General features: G+C 73.1%; 18 protein-coding genes and 1 pseudogene. 10 read left to right on the top strand and 9 right to left on the bottom strand.

Features of this window, described 5'->3' with window-relative positions; translation table 11 throughout:
• Nucleotides 1-26: 26 nt before the first annotated feature.
• The gene (locus tag BS83_RS26580) at nt 27-755 is read right to left on the bottom strand and encodes a flavodoxin family protein (RefSeq protein WP_037606043.1); all 729 of its coding nucleotides are present in this window, start codon (nt 753-755) and stop codon (nt 27-29) included.
• Nucleotides 756-1,026: 271 nt separating this feature from the next.
• Here BS83_RS26580 and BS83_RS26575 point away from each other — a divergent pair, with 271 nt between their 5' ends.
• Nucleotides 1,027-1,464 (top strand): DUF1269 domain-containing protein, encoded by a 438-nt coding sequence (locus tag BS83_RS26575; protein WP_037606042.1) that lies wholly within the window; start codon nt 1,027-1,029, stop codon nt 1,462-1,464.
• A gap of 178 nt (nt 1,465-1,642) precedes the next feature.
• Nucleotides 1,643-3,037 carry an NADP-dependent succinic semialdehyde dehydrogenase gene (locus BS83_RS26570; protein ID WP_037606041.1) on the top strand — a complete coding sequence of 465 codons (1,395 nt, stop codon included), beginning with the start codon at nt 1,643-1,645 and terminating at the stop codon, nt 3,035-3,037.
• Between the two features lie 228 nt (nt 3,038-3,265).
• On the opposite strand, the gene BS83_RS26565 is transcribed toward BS83_RS26570, so the two are convergent.
• Nucleotides 3,266-3,520 (bottom strand): DUF2630 family protein, encoded by a 255-nt coding sequence (locus tag BS83_RS26565; protein ID WP_037606040.1) that lies wholly within the window; start codon nt 3,518-3,520, stop codon nt 3,266-3,268.
• Nucleotides 3,521-3,743: 223 nt separating this feature from the next.
• Here BS83_RS26565 and pknB point away from each other — a divergent pair.
• A pseudogene (gene pknB, locus BS83_RS26560) lies at nt 3,744-4,700 on the top strand (Stk1 family PASTA domain-containing Ser/Thr kinase); the annotation flags it as partial.
• 244 nt (nt 4,701-4,944) lie between these two features.
• Here pknB and BS83_RS26555 read toward each other — a convergent pair.
• Nucleotides 4,945-5,427 (bottom strand): DUF427 domain-containing protein, encoded by a 483-nt coding sequence (locus BS83_RS26555; protein WP_037606039.1) that lies wholly within the window; start codon nt 5,425-5,427, stop codon nt 4,945-4,947.
• Nucleotides 5,428-5,514: 87 nt separating this feature from the next.
• Nucleotides 5,515-5,811, bottom strand: coding sequence for a WhiB family transcriptional regulator (locus tag BS83_RS26550; protein WP_037606038.1), 297 nt, complete (start codon nt 5,809-5,811; stop codon nt 5,515-5,517).
• A 246-nt stretch (nt 5,812-6,057) separates the two neighbouring features.
• Here BS83_RS26550 and BS83_RS26545 point away from each other — a divergent pair, with 246 nt between their 5' ends.
• The 3 genes from BS83_RS26545 to BS83_RS26535 all read left to right on the top strand — a co-directional run bounded on the left by BS83_RS26545 (nt 6,058) and on the right by BS83_RS26535 (nt 7,371).
• Nucleotides 6,058-6,270, top strand: coding sequence for a hypothetical protein (locus BS83_RS26545; RefSeq protein WP_037606037.1), 213 nt, complete (start codon nt 6,058-6,060; stop codon nt 6,268-6,270).
• A gap of 89 nt (nt 6,271-6,359) precedes the next feature.
• Nucleotides 6,360-6,812, top strand: coding sequence for an SRPBCC family protein (locus BS83_RS26540; RefSeq protein WP_232248495.1), 453 nt, complete (start codon nt 6,360-6,362; stop codon nt 6,810-6,812).
• A 91-nt stretch (nt 6,813-6,903) separates the two neighbouring features.
• A complete protein-coding gene (locus tag BS83_RS26535; RefSeq protein WP_051944003.1) occupies nt 6,904-7,371 on the top strand; it encodes a pyridoxamine 5'-phosphate oxidase family protein in 468 nt (155 codons plus the stop codon).
• Nucleotides 7,372-7,435: 64 nt separating this feature from the next.
• Here the strand turns inward: BS83_RS26535 and BS83_RS26530 are convergent, their stop codons facing one another.
• Nucleotides 7,436-7,720: a hypothetical protein gene (locus BS83_RS26530; protein WP_037606036.1), complete on the bottom strand. Its 285-nt coding sequence runs from the start codon at nt 7,718-7,720 to the stop codon at nt 7,436-7,438.
• 447 nt (nt 7,721-8,167) lie between these two features.
• On the opposite strand from BS83_RS26530, the gene BS83_RS26525 reads away from it, so the two are divergent.
• The 3 genes from BS83_RS26525 (at nt 8,168) to BS83_RS46670 (ending at nt 10,949) form a co-directional block, all read left to right on the top strand.
• Nucleotides 8,168-8,977 (top strand): alpha/beta hydrolase, encoded by an 810-nt coding sequence (locus BS83_RS26525; protein WP_037606035.1) that lies wholly within the window; start codon nt 8,168-8,170, stop codon nt 8,975-8,977.
• Nucleotides 8,974-9,798 (top strand): SDR family NAD(P)-dependent oxidoreductase, encoded by an 825-nt coding sequence (locus tag BS83_RS26520; protein ID WP_051944001.1) that lies wholly within the window; start codon nt 8,974-8,976, stop codon nt 9,796-9,798. Before BS83_RS26525 ends, BS83_RS26520 begins: the two co-directional genes overlap by 4 nt.
• Before the next feature lie 449 nt (nt 9,799-10,247).
• The gene (locus BS83_RS46670; protein WP_051944000.1) at nt 10,248-10,949 is read left to right on the top strand and encodes a YoaK family protein; all 702 of its coding nucleotides are present in this window, start codon (nt 10,248-10,250) and stop codon (nt 10,947-10,949) included.
• 61 nt (nt 10,950-11,010) lie between these two features.
• On the opposite strand, the gene atzF is transcribed toward BS83_RS46670, so the two are convergent.
• The 4 genes from atzF to BS83_RS26495 are packed head-to-tail and all read right to left on the bottom strand — an operon-like array spanning nt 11,011 to nt 17,685.
• On the bottom strand, nt 11,011-12,648 hold the full coding sequence (gene atzF / locus BS83_RS26510; protein ID WP_037606034.1) for an allophanate hydrolase: 1,638 nt from the start codon (nt 12,646-12,648) through the stop codon (nt 11,011-11,013).
• 32 nt (nt 12,649-12,680) lie between these two features.
• Complete coding sequence (gene uca / locus BS83_RS26505; RefSeq protein ID WP_037606033.1) at nt 12,681-16,226, bottom strand: urea carboxylase; 3,546 nt, start codon at nt 16,224-16,226, stop codon at nt 12,681-12,683.
• Nucleotides 16,223-16,861, bottom strand: a complete 639-nt coding sequence (locus tag BS83_RS26500; protein ID WP_037606032.1) for an urea amidolyase associated protein UAAP2 — start codon at nt 16,859-16,861, stop codon at nt 16,223-16,225. Before BS83_RS26500 ends, uca begins: the two co-directional genes overlap by 4 nt.
• On the bottom strand, nt 16,858-17,685 hold the full coding sequence (locus tag BS83_RS26495; RefSeq protein WP_037606031.1) for an urea amidolyase associated protein UAAP1: 828 nt from the start codon (nt 17,683-17,685) through the stop codon (nt 16,858-16,860). Before BS83_RS26495 ends, BS83_RS26500 begins: the two co-directional genes overlap by 4 nt.
• A 162-nt stretch (nt 17,686-17,847) precedes the next feature.
• Here BS83_RS26495 and BS83_RS26490 point away from each other — a divergent pair, with 162 nt between their 5' ends.
• Nucleotides 17,848-18,489 (top strand): TetR/AcrR family transcriptional regulator, encoded by a 642-nt coding sequence (locus tag BS83_RS26490; protein ID WP_037606030.1) that lies wholly within the window; start codon nt 17,848-17,850, stop codon nt 18,487-18,489.
• Nucleotide 18,490: the final 1 nt, after the last annotated feature.

Below are 18,490 nucleotides of genomic sequence, written 5' to 3'. Positions count from 1 at the left end.
GGAGCGGGTCAGGATCGGCCGATGCGTCACCGGTGCTCCGGATTGTCCGAGTCGAAGCGGCATCCGGCATCCCACGCGGAGCGTTGGTTGCCGTGGGCCGGGATGCCACCGGCGTCCTTGAGCATGCGGGCCACGTGAAGCAGGTTCCAGGTCATGAACGTGGTGTTGCGGTTGGTGAAGTCGTTCTCCGGGCCGCCCGAACCCTCGTCGAGGTAGGAGGGCCCGGGGCCCGCCTCGCCGATCCAACCGGCGTCCGCCTGCGGCGGGACCGTGTAGCCCAGGTGCTGAAGGCTGTAGAGCACGTTCATCGCGCAGTGCTTGACGCCGTCCTCGTTGCCGGTGATCAGGCAGCCGCCGACCCGGCCGTAGTAGGCGTACTGGCCCTGGTCGTTCAGCAGCGACGAGCAGGCGTAGAGGCGTTCGATCACCTTCTTCATCACCGAGGAGTTGTCGCCGAGCCAGATCGGCCCGGCGAGGACCAGGATGTCCGCGGCCATCACCCTGGGGTGGAGGGCGGGCCATTCGTCGCTCTCCCAGCCGTGTTCGGTCATGTCCGGCCAGACACCGGTGGCGATGTCGTGGTCGACCGCTCGCAGTACCTCGACGCTCACGCCCTGGCGCCGCATGATGCCGGCGCTCAGGTTGATCAGGCCCTCGGTGTGGCTGCGTTCGGGAGATCGCTTGAGCGTGCAGTTGATCACGAGAGCCCGCAGATCGTGGTAGCCGGGCGAAAGGTCGTCGGCGGTTCCCGTCATGGTGCTTCCCGTTCCTGGAGTGAGGGCTTGCGTGTCCCAGTGGACAGGTTCACGGGCCGTGACGCGCGATGGGATCGTCCAGATGCGCGACGGTGGCTGTCGCCCGTCCGGGAGGTGGCAGGGTGGTTGGCATGCGGAGCGGTCGTTGCGTTCTTGAGGGCGCGAAACGTCTGGTTTGTCGGGCTAGCCTGGATGGGGGAGACGGAAGAGGACCCCGGCCCGAGGGAGTAGGGCTGCCGATCGTGACCGGGTCTGGTGGAAGGAACGATCGATGTCAACAACGGCCTGGCGGTTCCGTGGCACCGAAGGGGCGGACGACGCAGTCCTCCTGCTCAAGCAGTTGGCCGGTCAGGAGGTCATCGACGTGCGGGACGTCGCCGTGATCCGCTGGCCGCACTATTCGGCGGGACCGCAAGTCCAGGAACACGTGACCGACGAGGGCGGCATGGCGTCCTCGTTCGCGAAGAAGCTCAGCAAGGCCGGCATCGACAGCTCGATGATCGAGTCGGTGAAGGGCGACATGACTCCGGGGACCTCGGTGCTGGTCTTCCTGAGTGCCGACTCGGGGATCGACGCCCTCGCCAAGGCGTTCGAGGGGCGGGCCATGGAGTTGCTGCGCTCGGACCTCTCGGTGCAGCAGCAGGACCTGCTGAGGGCTGCGCTCGGCGATCCCTCGGCGGCGGATCGGGGGCCGGCCACCGAGGCGTGACCGCTGTCGCCCGGACGATCGCCTCGCCGTGCAGGCGGCGTACCGCGCCGACCTCCGACTCCGACGTGACGGTCGACTGGACCGTTCGGGGGGCGGTACTGCGGGAAGGGCAGTGCACGCGGCATCATCCCGAGGGAAGGTGTGACGGGTACGAGACAGCATGAGGAAGGACCCACCCATGCCCATTGCCACGGTCGACCCCGCAACCGGCGAGACACTCAAGACCTTCGACCCGCTGACGCCGGAGGAGGTCGAACGGCGGCTGGCCACTGCCCACGCCGCCTTCCGTCGCCACCGCCTCACGGACTTCGCCGAACGGGCCCGGCTGCTCCACCGCGCCGCGGACCTGCTGGACGAGGACCGCGACGACATCGCCCGCACCATGACCACCGAGATGGGCAAGCCGCTCGCCGCCGCACGCGCGGAGGCCGCCAAATGCGCCAAGGCCATGCGCTGGTACGCGGACCGGGCCGAGGCCCTGCTGGCGGACGAGCGGCCCCCTCAGTCGGACGTGGAGGACTCCGGAGCCGGGCAGGCGCGTGCCGTCTACCGGCCGCTGGGCGTCGTCCTGGCCGTCATGCCGTGGAACTTCCCGCTGTGGCAGGTGATCCGCTTCGCGGCGCCCGCCCTGATGGCCGGCAACACGGGCCTGCTGAAGCACGCCTCCAACGTCCCGCAGACCGCCCTTTATCTGGAGGACCTCTTCCGGCGGGCCGGATACCCCGAAGGATGCTTCCAGACGCTGCTCATCGGTTCCGGCGCCGTCGAGGGCGTCCTGCGCGACCCCAGGGTCGCCGCCGCGACGCTGACGGGCAGCGAGCCCGCGGGCCGCTCGGTCGCCGCGATCGCCGGCGACGAGATCAAGAAGACGGTCCTCGAACTCGGCGGCAGCGACCCGTACGTGGTGATGCCGTCGGCCGACCTGGAGCGCGCCGCCCGCACGGCCGTCACGGCCCGCGTGCAGAACAACGGCCAGTCCTGCATCGCGGCCAAGCGTTTCATCGTGCATACGGACGTCTACGACGCGTTCGCGGCACGCTTCACGGAACTGATGGCCGCGCTCACGGTGGGCGACCCCATGGACGAGTCCACCGACGTCGGGCCCCTCGCCACCGAGCAGGGCCGCGCGGACCTGGAGACGCTCGTCGACGATGCGCGCGGGCACGGGGCGGCGGTCCTGTGCGGAGGGCAGCGCCCCGCAGCACTGCCCCGCGGCTGGTACTACGAACCCACGGTGCTGGCCGGGGTGACCTCGCAGATGCGCATCCACCACGAGGAGGCGTTCGGCCCGGTGGCCACCCTGTACCGGGTGCAGGACCTGGACGAGGCCCTGGCCGTGGCCAACGACTCGCCCTTCGGCCTGAGCTCGAACGTCTGGACCCGCGACGAGGAGGAACAGCGCCGCTTCGTCCGGGACATGGAGGCAGGCGGCGTCTTCTTCAACGGGATGACGGCCTCCCACCCGGCGTTCCCCTTCGGAGGGGTGAAGCGCTCGGGGTACGGGCGGGAACTGTCCGGGCACGGAATCCGGGAGTTCTGCAACATCACGACGGTGTGGCACGGGGCCGAGTAGGGCACTCCCTCGCAGCCCGACCTACTGGCGGGCACGGCACCACGCCACGCCTGTGCGGCGGCCGGCCGCCGCACAGGCGTCTCGACGACCCGCCGTCGCCCCTGACGGAACGACCGGGGGACGTGCGGCGGTGTCGGCGACGATCGCCTTCGACGCCCGTCCGGCCCGGCTCCGCCCTCGGCACCGCATGCCTCGGGCCGGCGCCGGAAGCCGGTCGCAGATCGTCCGTCAGGACTCGTATCCCTCCACTTCCTCGGCCGGACGGACCCGTGCGGCGCCCGGGTCCTCGCCGAACTCCGTCCGGGCGCGCCGCTGCCGCAGCAGGTCCCAGCACTGATCCAGCCGGACCTCCAGCGCGGCCAGCTCCTCGCGCGCGGCATCGCTGTCCGCGCTGCCGTCGGCGATCCGCGCGCGGAGCTCCTTCTCCGTGTCGACCAGCCGGCCGATCGAACCGAGGATGTCGCTGTCCTGCTCGCCGGTCATCGGGCCTCCCTTGGGTGCGACGGGGTGGACACCGCTCATCCTCGGCTCGTGCGGGGTCCGGCGCACGCCGGGGAACCCCCGGTGACCGAGCCGGGTGCGGTCCCGGCGTTTCGGCCTGTGGGAGTCGGGGCGATACCGTGTCCGGGCCATGGTCACGGCGGGGGTGAGGGCGGCGCGCGGTCGCTCCGTGACCGGTGGTCCGGTGATCGAGAGGGTTGGGAACATGCTGGAAGCGCGTCGCCTCGGTGGCCGATACGAGCTGGGGGGCCTCCTGGGGCGTGGCGGCATGGCGGAGGTCCACGTCGGTCACGACGTGCGACTCGATCGCGTCGTCGCGGTCAAGACGCTGCGGGCCGACATGGCCCGTGACGCCGTCTCGCAGGCCCGCTTCCGCCGCGAGGCGCAGTCCGCCGCCTCGCTCAACCACCCGGCGATCGTGGCGGTCTACGACACCGGCGAGGACTACCTCGACGGCATCTCCCTGCCCTACATCGTGATGGAGTACGTCGAGGGCTCCACGCTGCTCGCGCTCACCCAGTCGGGTCGGCGTCTGCTGCCGGAGCGGGCGCTGGAGATGACCATCGGCATCCTGCAGGCGCTGGAGCACTCGCACCGCAGCGGGATCGTCCACCGTGACATCAAGCCGGCCAACGTGATGCTGAACCGCCAAGGCCAGGTCAAGGTGATGGACTTCGGCATCGCCCGGGCGATGGGCGACGCGGGGATGACCATGACCGCCACCTCGGCCGTCATCGGGACCGCCCAGTACCTCTCCCCGGAGCAGGCCCGCGGGGAGCAGGTCGACGCCCGCACCGACCTGTACTCCACCGGCTGCCTGCTCTACGAACTGCTGGCGCTGCGCCCTCCCTTCATCGGCGACTCGCCGATCGCGGTGGCTTACCAGCACGTCCAGGACCAGCCGCAGCCGCCGTCCGCCTTCGACCCGCAGATCCGGACCGAGATCGACGCGATCGTGCTGCGCGCGTTGTGCAAGGACCGCGAGCAGCGCTACCAGAGCGCCGGCGAGATGCGCGGCGACCTCGAGCGCGTCCTCGCGGGCGCGGCGCCGGCGCCCTCGGCTTCGCCCGCGCGGGGGATGAGCGGTGAGTACGCGGGCCGGGGCGGCGCCATTCAGTCGCCGTCGAGCCGGTCAGGTGGCGCACCGCGGCGGCGCGGCGGCTACCTCGGGATCGCCCTGCTCGGCGGGCTGACGCTGGTGGTCAGCACACTGATCTCCTACGGTCTCCTGAGCATGTGACCCTGGGCGGCCAGGGGCACGGGCCTTCGCGTGGCTCGCCGCCCGACGTCTGCGCCCGGCCGGGCAAGGCGATGCGGGCCACGCGAGGCGTGCGCCCGCACGTTCCCCGTCGCCTGCGGCCGAACGGCACCACGGTCTGGGGGAGGCGTCCGCCCAGGCCGACGCCTCACCAGCCGCCGGTTCCCGGCGCGCCCTTGAACGGTCCACGGATGCGGGAGGTGATCCAGCCCCCGTAGAAGTCACCGGGCTGGGCCGAGACCGCCTCGGTGTCGACGCGGCACTCGTCCACCCGCCCGGGATAGAACGCGAAGGCCCCCGCCAAGGACTCGAAGCCGCGACGCGGATCGGGGTAGCTCCACGCCGCGCACACGCTCACGCGGTCCCCGAGGCGCAGGTTCCAGTACACCGCGCGCCCCTTCCACTCGCACCAGCTCTCTGCGGTCGCCGCGGTGAGCAGGTCCTGCCTGACGTCCGCGGCGGGGATGTAGTAGACCGGCGGGTGACTGGTCTCCAGGACCCGCAGCGTTCTCACGGAGTCGGCCACGGTCACCCCGGAGAAGAGGACCAGGACCGACCGGGCGCACGGGACCACGGCCGGGGGTCGCGGATAGTCCCAGACCGACTCAACGCCGGTGTCGCCGAATGACATGGCTGCCTCCCTTCACGCCACCGAAGGCGTCGGGTACGGGCTCCCGGGGCCGGTACCGGGGTCGACTGTGGGTCCTGCGAGCCGGCGTCAGGCGGAGTCGCTCGTCGGCCCCAGGGAGGACCGGCGGGCGGCCCTTCGTTCCTCCTCGTCCAGACCGCCCCAGATGCCGTAGGTCTCGCCGTGCCGGAGCGCCCACCGGGCACAGTCGTCGGCCACGGTGCAGGAGCGGCAGATGCTTTTCGCGGCCTGCGCCTGTAGCCGCCCCAGCCCGGTGGAGGAGATCGGGAAGAACAGTTCGGGGTCGGCGCCGATGCAGTTGGCGTGGGCGTGCCAGTCGGGGGTCGGTTGTCCGCGGAGCGGGTTGTCGGGACCGGTGGGCTTCATCACCGCCTCCGTGAGGCACGATCAGCGGTCTTTACGGTACTTCGTCACCGGCGGGGTCGGGGATGGGGTGCTTCGCCGATGCGGGAGCCCGCCGCGCGCGAACCGTGCCGGCCGACCGGACGACCGCCACGTGCACGCCGACGTCGCACCGCCCGATCGAGCGATGCGCCATCGATGCCGTGCGCACACAGGAGCTCGGCGGGCCATGGTGGACAGGCCAGGGGAATCAGCCACAGGGAGGAAGCCATGTCCGTTCCCGCCACTGCACCCCGGCCCGTCCAGTCGCTGGTCCGTCCGGAGGAGACGCCCGAGTGCGAGTCCTCCACGACCTTGGGCATCTCGGTCCACGACCCCGTTCACGCCCACGACGTGTGGTGGAACTGGGTGGGGTTGATCGGTCTGGCGGTCCTCGTGCTCCCCACCGTCGGATTCATGATCGCGCGAATCGTCGCGATGTGAGCCCCGCCGGGTGAGCCCCGTCGTCCGAGTTCCGCCCCGACGGCAGGCGGGAGTCGCCGATCCGTCCCTACTCGCGTCCGGAGGACCACGTGGCCATCACCGTCGAGCGCTCGTTCCGCGTCGGTACCCCTGCGTCGACCGTGGTGGCCTATCTGGAGGACTTCGCGCACACCGAGGAGTGGGACCCCGGAACCGTGCGCTGCCGTCGCACCGACGCGGGCCCCGTGGCGGTCGGTGCGCGTTGGCAGAACACCTCGCGCTTCCGCGGTCGGGAGACCACCCTCGACTACCGGCTGGTCACCCGCGAACCCGACCGGCTCGTCTTCCAGGGCTCCAACCGGAGCGTCTCGGCCACCGACGACATGGCCATCCGCCCCCACGGTGACGGCACGCTGGTCACCTACCGCGCCACCCTGACCTTCAAGGGCGTTCTCCGTCTCGCCGAACCCCTCCTGCGCGGTGCCTTCGACGACCTCGCCGACGCCGTCGAAGCCCGGCTGCCCGCGGTGCTGGGCGCCCTGCCGCCGACCCCGGCAGCGTGATCACCGCATAGACTGCGCAGGCAGAAGACACCCCTCGGGCCGTCGACGCACGCAGCTCCGCACGCACTCCACGACAGGGAAGCCCACCTCGATGACGACCGAAGACGGCGGCGGCACGGCAACGGAGGAAGCCGCTCGCTTCTGGCGCGAGCGGCACCTGTGCGTCCTGGCCACCCGCCGGCCCGACGGGTCCACCCACCTCACCCCGGTCGGCGCGACCTACGACCCGGCGACCGGGACCGCCCGCGTGATCACCAGCTCGACCAGCGCCAAGGCCCGCAACGTCGCGGCGGCCGGCCCGTCCGCCCGGGTGGCCCTCACTCAGGTCGACGGCCGACGCTGGACCACCCTGGAGGGGACGGCCGTCGTCAGCGCGGACACCGCCGCGGTGCGGGAGGCGGAGCGCCGCTACGCCGAGCGCTACCGCACACCTCGCGTCAATCCGCAGCGCGTGGTCATCGAGATCACGGTCGACAGGGTGATGGGCACTCAGCGCCCCGCTGTCGGCCTTCAGGACGGCGCACCCCCGTCGGACGCGACGAACACCTCAGCGACGTAGCTACCACGCTCCGCGAGCCACCGTCGCCGCACGGCCTGCCGGGCCGGGGGCCTGCTCCTGCGCCCTATCCTCGCTCGAAGTGGTAATGCACCTCGGTGAGCTGCGGCGGAGCCTTCGGCTGCGGGAACCCGACCTCGGCCGCGATGGGCATGAGCCGTTCCATGAACGCCTCGAACTTGGCGCGTGACTCCCACAGGTCGACCACGTGCAGCCCCGCGCTCGACACGCTCGCGCAGTGGAACAGCACGCCGTCCGGAAGCTGGTCGGCCCGCGTCCCGGCGCGCTTGTCGAGCTCGTCGTACTGCTCCGCCGTCACACCAGGGAAATCGATCTCCATCAGAACTGCCATGACCGGCCCTTCTCTCGATCGGATGCCCCGCCATCACAGCAGCGACGAGGGGAAGCCGCGCGCGGCCGCGTCCGATCGGGTGGGTCACCGACTGTCACCGGGGGAGGGATCGTGACACCGGCGAAAGTGAGGCCGCCACGTGGCGTCGTGCGCGATGAGGGCGAGCACCTGGCGGCGGGTCGGGGTGGGCGGCGACGGCAGGACGTCCTCGGGGGCATCGGGCAGGCCGGGACCGGTTCAGGAACACATCCTCGGTCGCGCCGAGCGTGCGTGGGACGGGATCTGGGCAGCACCTGACCGCGCGTCCGAACCCGGGCGCGCGGTCGCGTCCTTGGGCCGAACGGGCGAATCGATTCGACCCCGGGGGCCCTCCCCCGTTCGAAGCCGCCGGGCAGGAGCTTGGCTGGCTGGGCAGGCACCGTACTCCCGACGCAGAGAGGCACCGCCATGACGACCCCGACCCCCGTGCTGTTCATCCACGGCCTGTGGCTGCACAGCACCTCCTGGCAGCCGTGGATCGAGCTCTTCCGCGAAGCGGGCTACGAGCCCTCCGCCCCCGGCTGGCCCGGTGACCCGGACACCGTCGAGGAGGCCAGGAAGCACCCGGAGAGCATCGCCGACCACGGCATCGACGACGTCGTCGAGCACTACGCGGCCCTGATCGCCGAACTGCCCGCCCCGCCCGTGCTGGTCGGTCACTCCTTCGGCGGCATGATCGCTCAGAAGCTGCTCGGCCAGGACCGCGCCGCGGCTGCCGTCGCCATCGACGCCGCGCAGATCAAGGGCGATCTGCCGCTCCCGCTCTCCGCCCTGAAGGCCACCCTGCCGGTGTTCAGGAACCCGGCCAACCGGCACCGCTCGGTCTCGCTCACCGCCGAGCAGTTCCGCTTCGCCTTCGGCAACGCGATCTCCGAGGACGAGTCGGCGGAGCTCCACGCGCGCTGGACCATCCCGGCTCCCGGCAAGCCCCTCTACGAGGCTGCGGCAGCCAACTTCAACCCGCACTCGGCGGCGAAGGTCGACACGAAGAACTCCGGCCGCGGCCCGCTGCTGCTGGTAGCGGGCGGCAAGGACCACACCGTTCCCGAGGCCGTCACGCGGGCCACGCTCAAGCAGTACCGCCACTCCGAGGCCGTCACCGACTTCATGACCTTCCCCGACCGCGGCCACTCGCTCGTCATCGACGGCGGCTGGCGCGAGGTCGCCGACGCCGCGCTGGCCTGGCTGGGCCGTCAGCAGCTGGAGGGCTCCCGATGACCCCCGGGGACCGGAGCCAGGGGACCGGCTTCGACCTGGGCCTGCAGGGGCAGCGAGTCGTGATCACCGGCGCCGGACGCGGCATCGGGCTCGCCGTCACCGAGGCCTTCCTCGCGGCCGGCGCACGTGTCGTGGCGGGCAGCAGGAGTCTGACCGAGCCGCTGGAGCGGCTCGTCGAGCAGGGCGCGCAGCTCACCGTCCTCGAGACGGACCTGGCCACCCCGGAGGGTCCGGCCGAGCTGGTGGCCGCCGCGGTCGGCGCGCACGGCGGCATCGACGTGCTGGTCAACAACGTCGGCGCGGTCCGGCCCCGGGTCGACGGCTTCCTGGCCACCACCGACGCCGACTGGGAGTGGACCTTCACCGTCAATCTGATGGCGGCGGTCCGGGCCACCCGTGCCGCGCTGCCGCACCTCCTGGCCACCGACGCCGGACGGATCGTCACCGTCTCCTCCGTCAACGGCCGCCTGCCCGATCCGCTGGTCGTCGACTACAGCGCCGCCAAGGCCGCCCTCTCGAGCTTCTGCAAGGCGCTCTCCAAGGAGTTCGGCCCTCGGGGCGTGCGGGTGAACTCCGTCAGCCCCGGCCCCGTGGAGACCCCGCTGTGGCAGGGTGCGCAAGGGGTGGCGGCGACGGTCGGCGGCCACCTCGGCCTCGACCCCGCCGACGTGGCCAGGAGCGCCGCCGCACAGGCGGCCACCGGCCGCTTCACCACCCCCGACGAGGTCGCCGCCCTGGTGCTGTTCCTGGGGAGCCCTCGCTCCGGCAATGTCACCGGGGCGGACTTCACCATCGACGGCGGCCTGACCGACGCCCTCTGAGCCCGTTCGGGAACGGTCGGCCAGTCGGAGGCCCTCGCCGCACCTCGCACACTCAGGCGGCCCGCTGTCGGCCTGGCCGCAACCGTCGTCGGGGACGAACCGGAAGGCGATGTCCATGCCGCCGCGGCGGTTCGGGACGGCGCGGTCATCCCGGACGCCGGCCCAGCCGGGCCGGGGGTGCCACGGCGGCGGTGCGACCGAGGGTCCATCTGCGGGAGCCGTGTCCGTGCACACGCCCGGTTCCCGCGCCGGCGGGCCCGGCCCGGGCTGACGGCTCGCGCCTTCGGGCCGTGGCTCCCCTCGACGGGCGACGGCGCGGAGCGGCGTCGCCGAGTCGCCCGCCTCCGCTGGCACAGTGGCCGCATGACGACGCACGACCTGCCCGGGGCCGTGATGCCCGCGCGCGCCGCGTCAGGGGCCGGCCAAGGGACGGAGGAGGTCCGCCCGTCGTGGTGACGATCCATCGCCGCACCGACAAGCTGCCGGTCGGGGCGCTGCTGGCCTCCGTCGGCGGCTTTCTGGACGCGTTCACGCTCGTGCTCTTCCAGGTGTTCGCCAACCTGCAGTCGGGCAACGTGATCCTGTTCTGGCTGCAGCTGACCTCGTGGCACTGGCGGGCGGCCGCGCTGCGGCTCGTTCCCATCGGCGCGTTCGCCCTCGGCGTGCTCGTGGTCGAACTGCTGGGAACGCCCCGGCTCCTGCGGGTGGTGCGTCGACCGCTGCGGGTGGTGGTGACGATCGAGATCGTCCTGCTCGCCGCCGTCGCCGCACTGCCCGCCCACACGCCGGTCGGCGTCACGACCGTCACCGTGGCGTTCGTCGCCGCGTTGCAGTTCTCGACGTTCACGACCCTTCACGGCGCCCCCTACGCCACCGTCATGACCACGGGAAACCTCCGCCAGTGGATCACGGCCACCCGGCGGTGGCTGGTCGACAGGGACCCGACCGCGCGGCAGCGCTCGCAGCACTACGGCGTCGTCGTGGGCTCGTTCACCCTCGGCGCGATGATCGGCGTGATCTGCACCCGCGGGCTCGGTCAGCACGCGATCGCCGTGGCCGCCGGCCTCCTCGTCGTGGTCCTCGCGCTGCTGATCCGGGAGACTCGCCAACTGGAAGGCCGCGGGGCCGGCGCCGCCGCGCCCTCATCCTGACGGAACGGCAGCGGGGCCAGGGGTGCTCGCGCCGCCACCGCCGGCGGCCCGTTCTCACCGCCTACCGCGGTGCCACCGCGGCCAGGTACGCGCGCCAGCCGCCATGGGCGGTGATGTCCGCCGCCTCGGTCAGGGCCTCGGGGGCGCAGAGGAAGCCCGGGACGGTGGTGCCGTCGGCGAGTTCCACGGGGCCGAGGGTCATCGGGCGCGGCAGTGCGGCGAGCAGCGCGCCCAGGCCCTGTTCGGGCAGGCTCCACAGCTCGGCCTCGATCGCCGCGCCGCCCGCGCTCACGCGGACCAGGCCGGGCTTCGGCGGCGTGGTGGCCAGGACATGGAGCCGATAGTGCTCCGCGGTGCGGGTCGTGCCTTCGAAGCGCGCGCCGAGGGAGAGCAGTTGGCCGTTCAGGGGCTGTCCGGTCAGGTGGGCGCCGACCACCGCGAGGAGGGGGCGCGGGGCCAGCAGCCGGGCGATGCGGGCGAGCCGTTCGTCGGTGTGGGCCGGGCCGACGAACATCACCCCGAACGGGCGGCCCTCCACCTCCCCGCTCGGAACGGCGACGGCGGCCAGGTCGAAGAGGTTGGTGGAGTTGGTGAACCTGCCCAGCCGGGCGTTGGCGCCGAGGGGGTCGGCGGCGACATCGGCGAGAGTCGGATGGCCGGGCGCGGTCGGGAGCAGCACGGCGTCGGCGTCGCCGAGGCCGGTGAGCGCCGCCTCGCGCAGGGAGGCGAGCCGGGCGCGGTCGGAGAAGAGCCGGTGGGCGGGGACGTCCCGTGCGGCCGTGACGATCCGTGCGACGTTCGGGTCGAGATCGGCGGCGCCCTTGTCGACGAAGGCGCCCACCGCCGTGTAGCGCTCGGCGACGAAGGCGCCCCCGTAGAGCATCGCCGCGGCCCGGGTGAACGGGGTGAGGTCGATGCTCCGCAGCTCGGCCCCGGCGTCGGCGAGGCGGGCGGCCGCTGCTTCGAACGCGCCCGCCCAGCCCGGATCCAGCTCGCCCAGCTGCGCGGCCGCGGGGACGGCGATCCGCCAGGGACCGGGCCGCCTGGCCGGTGGCCGCCCCTGCTCGGCGGCCATGAACGCCAGGGCTTCCTCGGCCTCGTCCAGGGTCCGCGCGAAGACGGTGACGCAGTCGAGGCTCGCACAGGCGGGGACCACGCCTTCGGTCGGCACGGTCCCGTAGGTGGGCTTGAGCCCGACGACGCCGTTGAACGCGGCCGGCACCCGCCCGGAGCCGGCGGTGTCGGTGCCCAGCGCGAAGTCCACCAGCCCGAGCGCGACGGCGACCGCCGACCCGGAGCTGGACCCGCCGGACACCAGGTCGGGGTGCAGGGCGTTGCGCACCGGGCCGTAGGGGGAGCGGGTGCCCACCAGGCCGGTGGCGAACTGGTCCATGTTGGTCGTCCCGATCACGATCGCGCCGGCTGCCCGCAGCCGGGCCACCACGGGAGCGTCGTGCTCGGGGCGGTAGGCGAAGGAGGGGCAGCCGGCGGTCGTGGGCAGCCCGGCCACGTCGATGTTGCCCTTGACCGCGAACAGCCGTCCGGCCAGCGGCAGCCGCGGATCGAGTGCGGCGGCCTCCGCCTCGACCTCCGGTCGGGGACGCAGGGTGATCCAGACTTCGGGGCGGTCGACGGAGTCGATGCGAGCGTAGGCGGCGCGGACGCGTTCGATGGCGCTGGCGTGGGAGCGGGCGGTCATGGCGGGCCTTCCGGCGGGAGCGGCGGTGGACGTCAGTGCGGGGCGAGGACCAGCAGCGGGGTGCCGGCCTCGACCTGGGCGCCGGTGCGGGTGAGCAGATCCACCACCACACCCGCGATCGGCGCGTGGACGGGCGCCTCCATCTTCATCGCCTCCAGCGCGACCAGCTGTTGCCCCGCCGTGACGACGTCGCCGACCGCGACGTTCAGCTGCCACACGGACGCGGCGAACTCGGCCTCCAGCAGGCGGCCGCCGGGTGGCACGCTCACCTCCGTCGCCGCCGGCGTCGGCTCGGCCGCGGCATCGGCGCGGGCGAACTCGCCGGCCGCCTCCCACGCGTCGCGCTCGGCGGTGAGAGCGGCCGCCTGACCGGCCCGGAACGCGGCGATGGAGTCGGCGTCGCGCTCCAGGAACCGCAGATGGTCCGCCAGTGCGAAGGTGCCCTCCTCGATCCGCGGCGCGAAGCGTCCGGCGGCCATGTCGGCGCGCAGTTCCAGCAGTTCGTCCGCGTCGACGGGATACCAGCGGATGCGGTCGAAGAAGCGCAGTAGCCAGGGCCTGCCGGGTTCGAAGGCCCCGCGCTGCTGCCAGGTGGACCAGACCTGGGTGGTGCGGCCGACGAACTGGTACCCGCCGGGCCCCTCCATGCCGTACACGCACAGGTAGGCGCCGCCGATGCCGACGGAGTTCTCCGCCGTCCAGGTGCGGGCCGGGTTGTACTTGGTGGTGACCAGGCGGTGGCGCGGGTCGAGCGGGGTCGCGACCGGGGCGCCGAGGTACACGTCGCCCAGGCCCAGGACGAGGTACTCGGCGTCGAAGACGGTCTGGTGGACCTCGTCCACGGACGCCAGGCCGTTGACCCGGCGGATGAACTCGATGTTCCACGGGCACCAGGGGGCGTCGTCGCGGACCCCGGCCATGTAGCGGGCGGTGGCCTCGCGCGTGGCGGGGTCGTCCCAGGACAGCGGCAGGTGCACGGTACGGGAGGGCACCACCAGGGCGTCCGTGTCGGGGAGTTCGGCCACCGCTCGGCGCGCGGCCGCGAGCATGCGCGGCAGCGGCAGCCGGTCCGGGTCCACCTGGATCTGGAGCGAGCGGATACCGGGCGTCAGGTCCGTGATGCCGGACGGTCCTGAGGCCTGGAGCGACTCCATCAGGGCGTGGACGCGCATCCGCAGGGCCAGGTCCAGCTGCATCGGGCCGAACTCGACCAGCAGGTTGTCGTCGCCGCTGCGACGGTAGGCGACGTCGCCGTCCCGGGCCAGGACGCCGCCGTCGAGGACCGCGGGGCGGTCCGCGTGCGGCTCCAGCACGGGTTGCTCCCGCAACCGCGCGGCCGTGGCCTCACTGACGGGGACGAAGCGGACGGTGTCGCCCGGACGCAGCTGTCCGAGCTTCCATCGCTGGCCGGAGGCGATGGTCGCCGGGCAGACGAAGCCGCCGAGCGAGGGCCCGTCCGGGCCGAGCAGCACCGGCATGTCGCCGGTGTAGTCGACGGCGCCGACCGAGTAGGGGGTGTCGTGGATGTTGGAGGGGTGCAGGCCTGCCTCGCCTCCGTCGGAGCGGGCCCAGCGCGGCTTCGGGCCGACCAGGCGGACGCCGGTGCGCGCGGAGTTGAAGTGGACCTTCCAGTCGGCCGCGTAGAAGTCGGCGATGTCCTGTTCGGTGAAGAACTCCGGTGCCGCGTGCGGTCCTTCGAGGACGCCGATGCGCCACATGGTGACCGGGACGGGGCGCTCGGCCGGCGGCACCGGTGCGCCGGTCGTCGCGGTGCCGCCGTGCAGGACGTCGCCGGGACGCAGCGGCCGACCGCCGTGGCCGCCGAAGCCGCCGAGCGTGAAGGTGGCCGCGCTGCCGAGGGTCTCGGGGACGTCCAGGCCGCCGCCGAAGAGGACGTAGCTGCGCAGGCCGTGCTGCTCGGGTGCGCCGACGGCCAGGGTCGCGCCGGCCGGCACGGTGACCGGCTGCCACTGGGCGGCCGGGACGCCGTCCACCGTCACCGGAACGGGCGCTCCGGTGACGCAGACGGTCGTCTCGTGGGTGAAACGCAGGGAGGGGCCCTGCAGGGTGCACTCCAGCCCGGGGGCGCCCTCCGGGTTGCCGAGCGCGCGGTTGCCGAGACGGAAGGACAGGTCGTCCATCGGTCCCGACGGCGGGACGCCGACCTGCCAGTGGCCGGTGCGTCCTGGCCAGTCCTGCACGGTGGTCAGGGTTCCGGCGGCCTGGACCTCGATGCGGGGGGTGGGGTCGGTGACGGCGGCCAGGGTGGCGGTGCTGTGGGCCCCCGCGCGGACGTCGGCGTCGGCCAGGGCGGCCCTCAGCAGGCCGAGGTTGGTCTCGATGCCGTCGATCCGGGAGGCGCCGAGCGCGGCGTCGAGCCGCCGCAGTGCGTCCTCGCGGTCCGCGCCGTGGGCGACGACCTTGGCGAGCAGGGGGTCGTAGGCGGTGGTGACCTCGGTCCCGGTCTCGACCCAGGTGTCGACGCGGACGTCCTCGGGGAAGCTGACCCGGGTGAGCCGGCCCGCGCTGGGCCGGTGGTCGCGTGACGGGTCCTCGGCGTAGACGCGGGCCTCGACGGCGTGCCCGTGCGGGGCGGCCGGTTCGCGCACGACGTCGCGCTCGCCCCGGGCGAGCCGGAGCATCCACTCCACCAGGTCCACCCCGTAGACCTGTTCGGTGACCGGGTGCTCCACCTGGAGCCGGGTGTTGACCTCCAGGAAGTAGGCCTCCTCGCGGGCCGCGTCGTAGACGAACTCGACGGTGCCGGCCGACCGGTAGCCGACCGACGCGCACAGCTCACGGGCGCTGTCGGCGAGGGTGAGCCGCACGCGCGCGGGCAGCCCGGGGGCCGGGGCCTCTTCCAGGACCTTCTGGTTGCGGCGCTGGAGCGAGCAGTCCCGGTCGCCGAGGGTGACCACGTGGCCGGCCCCGTCGCCGAAGACCTGCACCTCGACGTGGCGGGCGTGCTCCACCAGGCGCTCCAGGAACACCCCGGCCGAGGCGAAGGACGCGGCGGCCACCCGCTGCACCCGCTCCCAGGCCCGGGCCAGGTCCTGTGCGTCCCGGCAGGCGGCCATGCCGATGCCGCCCCCGCCGCCGGTGGCCTTGAGCATGACCGGGTAGCCGATCCGGCCGGCCTCGGCGAGGGCCGTGGCGAGGTCGGGCAGCAGGCCGGTGCCCGGCGCGAGGGGCACTCCGGCGGCCTCGGCGGCGGCCCGGGCGGTGTGCTTGGCGCCGAACAGCTCCAGTTGCGCCGCGGTCGGGCCGACGAACGCGATGCCCGCCTGTTCGCAGCGGCGGGCGAAGTCCGCGTCCTCGGACAGGAAGCCGTAGCCGGGGTGGATCGCGCCGGCGCCGCTGTCGGCGGCGGCGCGCAGGACCAGCCCCGCGTCGAGATAGGACTGCTTGGCCGGGGCGGGTCCGAGCCTCACGGCGCTGTCGGCCAGCCGGACGTGCGGGGCGGAGCGGTCCGGGTCGGAGAAGACCGCGACGGTGCGCAGCCCGAGGCGCCGCGCGGTGCGGATGATGCGAACGGCGATCTCGCCGCGGTTGGAGACCAGCAGGGTGTCGAAGCTCATCGGGCGCTCACCGGCCGGGCGTCGATCGTCATCTCGACCGGGGTGGGGGCGAACCCGTTGCAGGGGTTGTTGATCTGCGGGCAGTTGGAGACCAGCACCAGCACGTCGCGCTCGGCCCGCAGCACGACGCGCCGGCCCGGTGCGGAGCGGCCGTCGACGATCCCGAGCGTGCCGTCCGGCTCGACCGGCACGTTCATGAACCAGTTGATGTTGGACACCAGGTCGCGCTTGCCCAGACCGTGCCGTGCCCCCTCGGTCAGGAAGTTCTCCACGCAGGCGTGCTGGGACCAGGTGTGGTGGCCGTAGCGCAGCGTGTTGGACTCCTTCGAGCAGGCGCCGCCGAGGGTGTCGTGCCGGCCGACCTCGTCCTCGACCACGGTCATCAGCGGGGTGTGCTCGCAGGACATCAGCACGCTGCCGGTGGTGAGGAAGATCCCGCCCTGGGCCTGGATCGTGTCGGGCGCGCTGTAGCGGACGGCGGTGTCGTGCGCGTCGTAGAGCAGGAAGTCGACGGCCTGGTTGCCGTGCAGGTCGGTGACGGTGAGGGTGTGTCCGGCCCGGACGACGGCGGACCAGGCGGAGCGTGCCGCCACCACCGTGGTCGTGCTGCGGTCGGTCGCGTGGGCGGTGGTCATGCGATCCCCCTGGAGGCGAGCAGTTCGGCGGTGTTGAGGAAGGCCCGGCGGCCCTCGGGGGTGGCCTCCCACAGCGCGTCGCCGGGCGCGGTGGGCGTGGCCCGCCAGGCCAGCACCTGGAGTTCGGTGCAGTGGTACGCGGGGCGCGGGTCGACCGGGTGCGGCACGTTCGCCATGAGCACCGTGAGGTCCTGCTCGGCCCGCAGCGTGACGGCGGCGCCCGGCCCGGCGGAGCCGGTGAAGGTGAGGGCGCCGTCCTCCGCCCGGACCTCGACCCCCTGGAAGAGGGAGAGCGACGGGGGGAGATCGCGCGGTTCCAGGCCGTTCTTGGCGGCGGCCAGTGTGAACAGCTCGCGTCCGGCGGGGGAGGCCGAGTGGGCCGCTCCGTCGCCGTAACGGCGCCGGTTGCGTTCCAGGGTGGAGGTGCCGCACAGGGCGTCGTGACGACCAGAGCCGTCCTCGACGACGGAGGCCAGGACCCGTCCCTGGTCGGACAGGAGCAGCCGGCCCGCGCCGAGGTAGGCGTTCCACTGGACCTTGACCGTGTCGGCGACGTTCAGACGCTCCCACGGCCGGTCGGCCGCGAGGAGCAGCAGGTGCGCGCAGGCGTCTCCGTGCACGTCGGTGAGCCTGAGTTCCGTGCCCCTGGCGAGGACCCGGTGGCCGTAGTTCCCGCCCGCGATCGTCTCCGCCCACACCACCGGACCGGTCGCGCCGGGCGGTGCGGCCAGGGCGCCGGCCGGGACCACGGGCATGGCGGTCACCCGGGCGCCGTCCTGGGCTCGGGCGTGTTCGCGGGCGCCGTGCGTGGTCGCAGTCCCCATCGCGCTTCCTCTCACTCCGATTTCTGTCGTGCGACAGAAATTAGGCGGCACGGGATTCCGCGCCATTGCCCCCGCGTTGCCGCCCGGTTTCCGGAAACTCACACGCCTCCGGCCGCGGTCCTGCGCGCGGGGCAGCGGCGACGGCTGTGCGAAGATCGCCCCATGAGCACCACGGGACGCCCGGTCGGCAGGCCCCGGGCCGCGTCGCGGCCCGCGAGCGGGCTGCCACCGCGGGAGGAACTGCTGGCAGCGGCCGCCGAGTTGTTCACCACACTCGGCTACGCGGCCACCTCCACCCGCGCGGTGGCCGAGCGCGCCGGCATGCGCCAGGCGAGCATGTACCACTACGTGTCCGGCAAGGAGGAACTCCTCGCCGCGCTGCTGGAGTCGACGGTCACCCCGTCGCTCGCCCTGGCCCGCGTGCTCCTCGACGAGGAGACCGCCCCCGCGAGTGCGCGACTGCACCGGCTGTGCCGGTCCGACGTCGAGCTGCTCTGCGCCGGACCGCACAACCTCGGCGCGCTCTACCTGCTGCCGGAGGTCCAGGGCGAGCCCTTCGCGGGCTTCCGCCGGGCCCGTGGCGAACTGAAGGACGCCTACCGTGAGTTGATCGCCCGCACCGAGGCGGGAGGCCGCCTCTCCGCGCAGGAGCTCGCACTCCGCACCGACCTGGTCTTCGGGCTGATCGAGGGAGTCATCCTGATCCGCCGCTCCGATCCTGACCGCCCGGTCGCCGCCTTCGCCGCCGCCACCGCCGACGCGGCCCTGCGGATCACCGGTACCGAGCCCCCGCCGGCCCGCTGAC

The sequence above is a fragment of the Streptacidiphilus rugosus AM-16 genome (assembly GCF_000744655.1).
In the GTDB taxonomy this organism is placed as follows: Bacteria; Actinomycetota; Actinomycetes; order Streptomycetales; family Streptomycetaceae; genus Streptacidiphilus; species Streptacidiphilus rugosus.
Note: the sequence above shows the minus strand (reverse complement) of the source record. Positions and strands in the feature narration are given on the sequence as shown.

What these genes read in the sequence shown, in the direction of transcription:
- BS83_RS26580 (WP_037606043.1), bottom strand. Translation starts at nt 755, where the DNA reads ATGACGGGAACCGCCGACGACCTTTCGCCCGGCTACCACGATCTGCGG.
- BS83_RS26565 (WP_037606040.1), bottom strand. Translation starts at nt 3,520, where the DNA reads ATGACCGGCGAGCAGGACAGCGACATCCTCGGTTCGATCGGCCGGCTG.
- BS83_RS26570 (WP_037606041.1), top strand. Translation starts at nt 1,643, where the DNA reads ATGCCCATTGCCACGGTCGACCCCGCAACCGGCGAGACACTCAAGACC.
- uca (WP_037606033.1), bottom strand. Translation starts at nt 16,226, where the DNA reads ATGAGCTTCGACACCCTGCTGGTCTCCAACCGCGGCGAGATCGCCGTT.
- BS83_RS26545 (WP_037606037.1), top strand. Translation starts at nt 6,058, where the DNA reads ATGTCCGTTCCCGCCACTGCACCCCGGCCCGTCCAGTCGCTGGTCCGT.
- atzF (WP_037606034.1), bottom strand. Translation starts at nt 12,648, where the DNA reads ATGACCGCCCGCTCCCACGCCAGCGCCATCGAACGCGTCCGCGCCGCC.
- BS83_RS26555 (WP_037606039.1), bottom strand. Translation starts at nt 5,427, where the DNA reads ATGTCATTCGGCGACACCGGCGTTGAGTCGGTCTGGGACTATCCGCGA.
- BS83_RS26495 (WP_037606031.1), bottom strand. Translation starts at nt 17,685, where the DNA reads ATGGGGACTGCGACCACGCACGGCGCCCGCGAACACGCCCGAGCCCAG.
- BS83_RS26490 (WP_037606030.1), top strand. Translation starts at nt 17,848, where the DNA reads ATGAGCACCACGGGACGCCCGGTCGGCAGGCCCCGGGCCGCGTCGCGG.
- BS83_RS26550 (WP_037606038.1), bottom strand. Translation starts at nt 5,811, where the DNA reads ATGAAGCCCACCGGTCCCGACAACCCGCTCCGCGGACAACCGACCCCC.
- BS83_RS26500 (WP_037606032.1), bottom strand. Translation starts at nt 16,861, where the DNA reads ATGACCACCGCCCACGCGACCGACCGCAGCACGACCACGGTGGTGGCG.
- BS83_RS26535 (WP_051944003.1), top strand. Translation starts at nt 6,904, where the DNA reads ATGACGACCGAAGACGGCGGCGGCACGGCAACGGAGGAAGCCGCTCGC.
- BS83_RS26520 (WP_051944001.1), top strand. Translation starts at nt 8,974, where the DNA reads ATGACCCCCGGGGACCGGAGCCAGGGGACCGGCTTCGACCTGGGCCTG.
- BS83_RS26530 (WP_037606036.1), bottom strand. Translation starts at nt 7,720, where the DNA reads ATGGCAGTTCTGATGGAGATCGATTTCCCTGGTGTGACGGCGGAGCAG.
- BS83_RS26525 (WP_037606035.1), top strand. Translation starts at nt 8,168, where the DNA reads ATGACGACCCCGACCCCCGTGCTGTTCATCCACGGCCTGTGGCTGCAC.
- BS83_RS26575 (WP_037606042.1), top strand. Translation starts at nt 1,027, where the DNA reads ATGTCAACAACGGCCTGGCGGTTCCGTGGCACCGAAGGGGCGGACGAC.